Below are 5,727 nucleotides of genomic sequence, written 5' to 3'. Positions count from 1 at the left end.
TTCGCCCCTCGCTGCAAAACACAGCGCCGAAACGCAGGTTGAGGCGGTGGAGTTTGGTGGTGGAGAAGCAAGGTTGGAGCGGGTTTGCGGTCGATTGGGTGGTTGGCGATTGGCGGTGGACTGAGTGGTAGTTGGCAGCGAGTTGATGATAAAAATTCTTCGACGAGTTGTTGACAGCGACGAAAAAGCTCTGCATAATCTCGTTTCTCTGCTGCAGACAACGCAGCGACGCGGTGAACAAAGTTGATCGCGAAGTTCTTTAACAAACAAACAGCCGATAAGTGTGGGCGCTTAATACTGGATGCGGCGGATTTCGATCCGCTAGCTAACAAGTAATGAAGTGCTCGCACAGAAGTAAGGTTTGAACGAAAGTTCAAGTCAGATTCTGAGAGTGAGCGACCGCTCGTAAAGAGCGAAAAACAGCAGATTGAACTGAAGAGTTTGATCCTGGCTCAGATTGAACGCTGGCGGCATGCCTTACACATGCAAGTCGAACGGCAGCATGATCTAGCTTGCTAGATTGATGGCGAGTGGCGAACGGGTGAGTAATACATCGGAACGTGCCCTGTAGTGGGGGATAACTAGTCGAAAGATTAGCTAATACCGCATACGACCTGAGGGTGAAAGTGGGGGACCGCAAGGCCTCATGCTATAGGAGCGGCCGATGTCTGATTAGCTAGTTGGTGGGGTAAAGGCCCACCAAGGCGACGATCAGTAGCTGGTCTGAGAGGACGATCAGCCACACTGGGACTGAGACACGGCCCAGACTCCTACGGGAGGCAGCAGTGGGGAATTTTGGACAATGGGCGAAAGCCTGATCCAGCAATGCCGCGTGTGTGAAGAAGGCCTTCGGGTTGTAAAGCACTTTTGTCCGGAAAGAAATGGCTCTGGTTAATACCTGGGGTCGATGACGGTACCGGAAGAATAAGGACCGGCTAACTACGTGCCAGCAGCCGCGGTAATACGTAGGGTCCAAGCGTTAATCGGAATTACTGGGCGTAAAGCGTGCGCAGGCGGTTGTGCAAGACCGATGTGAAATCCCCGAGCTTAACTTGGGAATTGCATTGGTGACTGCACGGCTAGAGTGTGTCAGAGGGGGGTAGAATTCCACGTGTAGCAGTGAAATGCGTAGAGATGTGGAGGAATACCGATGGCGAAGGCAGCCCCCTGGGATAACACTGACGCTCATGCACGAAAGCGTGGGGAGCAAACAGGATTAGATACCCTGGTAGTCCACGCCCTAAACGATGTCAACTAGTTGTTGGGGATTCATTTCCTTAGTAACGTAGCTAACGCGTGAAGTTGACCGCCTGGGGAGTACGGTCGCAAGATTAAAACTCAAAGGAATTGACGGGGACCCGCACAAGCGGTGGATGATGTGGATTAATTCGATGCAACGCGAAAAACCTTACCTACCCTTGACATGCCACTAACGAAGCAGAGATGCATTAGGTGCTCGAAAGAGAAAGTGGACACAGGTGCTGCATGGCTGTCGTCAGCTCGTGTCGTGAGATGTTGGGTTAAGTCCCGCAACGAGCGCAACCCTTGTCTCTAGTTGCTACGAAAGGGCACTCTAGAGAGACTGCCGGTGACAAACCGGAGGAAGGTGGGGATGACGTCAAGTCCTCATGGCCCTTATGGGTAGGGCTTCACACGTCATACAATGGTGCATACAGAGGGTTGCCAAGCCGCGAGGTGGAGCTAATCCCAGAAAATGCATCGTAGTCCGGATCGTAGTCTGCAACTCGACTACGTGAAGCTGGAATCGCTAGTAATCGCGGATCAGCATGCCGCGGTGAATACGTTCCCGGGTCTTGTACACACCGCCCGTCACACCATGGGAGTGGGCTTTACCAGAAGTAGTTAGCCTAACCGCAAGGAGGGCGATTACCACGGTAGGGTTCATGACTGGGGTGAAGTCGTAACAAGGTAGCCGTATCGGAAGGTGCGGCTGGATCACCTCCTTTAAGAGCGTGCATCCGACGTTAGGCGTCCACACTTATCGGTTTGTTTGATGTTACAGCCAAGGGTCTGTAGCTCAGGTGGTTAGAGCACCGTCTTGATAAGGCGGGGGTCGTAGGTTCAAGTCCTACCAGACCCACCAAGTTACGGACGGTGGAAGTTGTTCTCTACCGTGACTGGGGGATTAGCTCAGCTGGGAGAGCACCTGCTTTGCAAGCAGGGGGTCGTCGGTTCGATCCCGTCATCCTCCACCAATACCTTCTGGTTGCCAAACGCAAGCATCGACAGAGATGTCGATGAATGCGGTGTTTGCGTTTGGCTTAGCCAAGACGAGTGATAACTCGGCTGTTCTTTAACAATATGGAATGTAGTAAAGGTGTCGCGGTGCGTTGATGAGACGCACATTCAAACGCGACACTGGGTTGTGATTGTATCAACCAGTATTACCAGAGCAATCGAAAGATTGTCTTGGAATACGGCACAACGCGAGAACTCAGCCTATAGCGAGACATACTCGTTATAGGGTCAAGCGAATAAGTGCATGTGGTGGATGCCTTGGCGATTACAGGCGATGAAGGACGTAGTAGCCTGCGAAAAGCTGCGGGGAGCTGGCAAACAAGCTTTGATCCGCAGATGTCCGAATGGGGAAACCCGGCCCGAATGGGTCATCTGTTACTGAATACATAGGTAACAGAAGCGAACGCAGTGAACTGAAACATCTAAGTAGCTGCAGGAACAGAAATCAACCGAGATTCCCAAAGTAGTGGCGAGCGAAATGGGATCAGCCTTGTACTCTTTAGCAGTATTGTTAGCAAAGCGGAATGGAAAGTCCGGCCATAGTGGGTGATAGCCCCGTATGCGAAAACAGTATTGTGGAACTAGGTGTACGACAAGTAGGGCGGGACACGTGAAATCCTGTCTGAAGATGGGGGGACCATCCTCCAAGGCTAAATACTCGTAATCGACCGATAGTGAACCAGTACCGTGAGGGAAAGGCGAAAAGAACCCCGGGAGGGGAGTGAAATAGATCCTGAAACCGCATGCATACAAACAGTCGGAGCCTGGAAACGGGTGACGGCGTACCTTTTGTATAATGGGTCAGCGACTTACATTCAGTGGCAAGCTTAACCGATTAGGGAAGGCGTAGCGAAAGCGAGTCCGAATAGGGCGTTCAGTCGCTGGGTGTAGACCCGAAACCAAGTGATCTATCCATGGCCAGGTTGAAGGTGCGGTAACACGTACTGGAGGACCGAACCCACTAACGTTGAAAAGTTAGGGGATGAGCTGTGGATAGGGGTGAAAGGCTAAACAAACTTGGAAATAGCTGGTTCTCTCCGAAAACTATTTAGGTAGTGCCTCGTGTCTCACCTTCGGGGGTAGAGCACTGTCATGGTTGGGGGGTCTATTGCTGATTACCCCGCCATAGCAAACTCCGAATACCGAAGAGTGCAATCACGGGAGACAGACATCGGGTGCTAACGTCCGGTGTCAAGAGGGAAACAACCCAGACCGCCAGCTAAGGTCCCTAAATATTGCTAAGTGGGAAACGAAGTGGGAAGGCTAAAACAGTCAGGAGGTTGGCTTAGAAGCAGCCACCCTTTAAAGAAAGCGTAATAGCTCACTGATCGAGTCGTCCTGCGCGGAAGATGTAACGGGGCTAAGCAATATACCGAAGCTGCGGATGCACGTAAGTGCATGGTAGGAGAGCGTTCTGTAAGCCTGTGAAGGTGTCTTGTAAAGGATGCTGGAGGTATCAGAAGTGCGAATGCTGACATGAGTAGCGATAAAGGGGGTGAAAGGCCCCCTCGCCGTAAGCCCAAGGTTTCCTACGCAACGTTCATCGGCGTAGGGTGAGTCGGCCCCTAAGGCGAGGCAGAGATGCGTAGCTGATGGGAAGCAGGTTAATATTCCTGCACCGTCGTATGATGCGATGGGGGGACGGATCGCGGAAGGTTGTCCGGGTGTTGGATGTCCCGGTCCCTACATTGGAGATGGCACTTAGGCAAATCCGGGTGCGTGATTCAAGGGTGTGGGGCGAGCGACTTTAGGTCGCGAAGCAATTGGAAGTGGTTCCAAGAAAAGCCTCTAAGCTTCAGTCATACGAGACCGTACCGCAAACCGACACAGGTGGGCGAGATGAGTATTCTAAGGCGCTTGAGAGAACTCGGGAGAAGGAACTCGGCAAATTGGTACCGTAACTTCGGGATAAGGTACGCCCTTGTAGTTTGACTGGCTCGCGCCAGAAGGACGAAGGGGTTGCAATAAAATGGTGGCTGCGACTGTTTAATAAAAACACAGCACTCTGCAAACACGAAAGTGGACGTATAGGGTGTGACGCCTGCCCGGTGCCGGAAGATTAAATGATGGGGTGCAAGCTCTTGATTGAAGTCCCGGTAAACGGCGGCCGTAACTATAACGGTCCTAAGGTAGCGAAATTCCTTGTCGGGTAAGTTCCGACCTGCACGAATGGCGTAACGATGGCCACACTGTCTCCTCCCGAGACTCAGCGAAGTTGAAGTGTTTGTGATGATGCAATCTCCCCGCGGCTAGACGGAAAGACCCCATGAACCTTTACTGTAGCTTTGCATTGGACTTTGAACCGATCTGTGTAGGATAGGTGGGAGGCTTTGAAACCGGGACGCTAGTTTCGGTGGAGCCGACCTTGAAATACCACCCTGGTTTGTTTGAGGTTCTAACCTTGGCCCGTGAATCCGGGTCGGGGACAGTGCATGGTAGGCAGTTTGACTGGGGCGGTCTCCTCCCAAAGTGTAACGGAGGAGTTCGAAGGTACGCTTGGTACGGTCGGACATCGTACCTAAAGTGCAATGGCAAAAGCGTGCTTAACTGCGAGACCGACAAGTCGAGCAGGTGCGAAAGCAGGACATAGTGATCCGGTGGTTCTGTATGGAAGGGCCATCGCTCAACGGATAAAAGGTACTCTGGGGATAACAGGCTGATACCGCCCAAGAGTTCATATCGACGGCGGTGTTTGGCACCTCGATGTCGGCTCATCTCATCCTGGGGCTGTAGCCGGTCCCAAGGGTATGGCTGTTCGCCATTTAAAGAGGTACGTGAGCTGGGTTTAAAACGTCGTGAGACAGTTTGGTCCCTATCTGCCGTGGGCGTTGGAATCTTGACGGGGGCTGCTCCTAGTACGAGAGGACCGGAGTGGACGTACCGCTGGTGTACCTGTTGTCTCGCCAGAGGCATCGCAGGGTAGCTATGTACGGAAGAGATAACCGCTGAAAGCATCTAAGCGGGAAACTTGCCTGAAGATGAGGATTCCCTGGAGACTTGATCTCCCTGAAGGGTCGTTCGAGACCAGGACGTTGATAGGCTGGGTGTGGAAGCGCAGTAATGCGTTCAGCTAACCAGTACTAATTGCCCGTGCGGCTTGATCCTATAACCGGTATGTTTCCGGCTGGGTCCGCCTTGTGCCTGATACTCACAAATCACAACCCCAAATCTACATTCCCATATTGGTCGCGTTGACCTCGTCAACGTGGCAACAAGTCATAGCCTGGTGACCATAGCGAGTCGGTACCACCCCTTCCCATCCCGAACAGGACCGTGAAACGACTCCGCGCCGATGATAGTGCGGATTCCCGTGTGAAAGTAGGTCATCGCCAGGCTCTCCCATCAACACCCCAGCTCCATCAAAGAGCTGGGGTGTTTGTCTTTGCGCGAACGCTTCGCACACGTCCCGCCTGCAAGGCTCCGCAACACCCCGCAACAACCCCTCCCTCGCACAAAAAACAAAAGGCC

At 52.7% G+C, this 5,727-nt stretch carries 1 protein-coding gene, 2 tRNA genes and 3 rRNA genes; 5 read left to right on the top strand and 1 reads right to left on the bottom strand.

Annotated elements, in window-relative coordinates; translation table 11 throughout:
* The coding region (locus NKG59_RS26335; protein ID WP_253543201.1) for a hypothetical protein at positions 1-196 on the bottom strand (196 nt) is incomplete at its 3' end.
* A gap of 233 nt (positions 197-429) precedes the next feature.
* On the opposite strand from NKG59_RS26335, the gene NKG59_RS26330 reads away from it, so the two are divergent.
* The 5 genes from NKG59_RS26330 (at position 430) to rrf (ending at position 5,594) form a co-directional block, all read left to right on the top strand.
* Positions 430-1,967 (top strand): 16S ribosomal RNA (locus tag NKG59_RS26330).
* Between the two features lie 60 nt (positions 1,968-2,027).
* A tRNA-Ile gene (locus NKG59_RS26325) sits at positions 2,028-2,104 on the top strand.
* Between the two features lie 36 nt (positions 2,105-2,140).
* Positions 2,141-2,216: transfer RNA gene (locus NKG59_RS26320), tRNA-Ala, on the top strand.
* Between the two features lie 269 nt (positions 2,217-2,485).
* A 23S ribosomal RNA gene (locus NKG59_RS26315) occupies positions 2,486-5,364 on the top strand.
* A gap of 117 nt (positions 5,365-5,481) precedes the next feature.
* Positions 5,482-5,594: ribosomal RNA gene (gene rrf, locus NKG59_RS26310) — 5S ribosomal RNA — on the top strand.
* Together the 16S, 23S and 5S rRNA genes with 2 tRNA genes alongside form the textbook arrangement of a ribosomal RNA operon.
* Positions 5,595-5,727: the final 133 nt, after the last annotated feature.

This window comes from Ralstonia chuxiongensis (assembly GCF_024158925.1).
GTDB lineage: Bacteria > Pseudomonadota > Gammaproteobacteria > Burkholderiales > Burkholderiaceae > Ralstonia > Ralstonia chuxiongensis.
The sequence above is the reverse complement of the archived record's forward strand: the minus strand, read 5'-3'. Positions and strand labels throughout refer to the sequence as shown.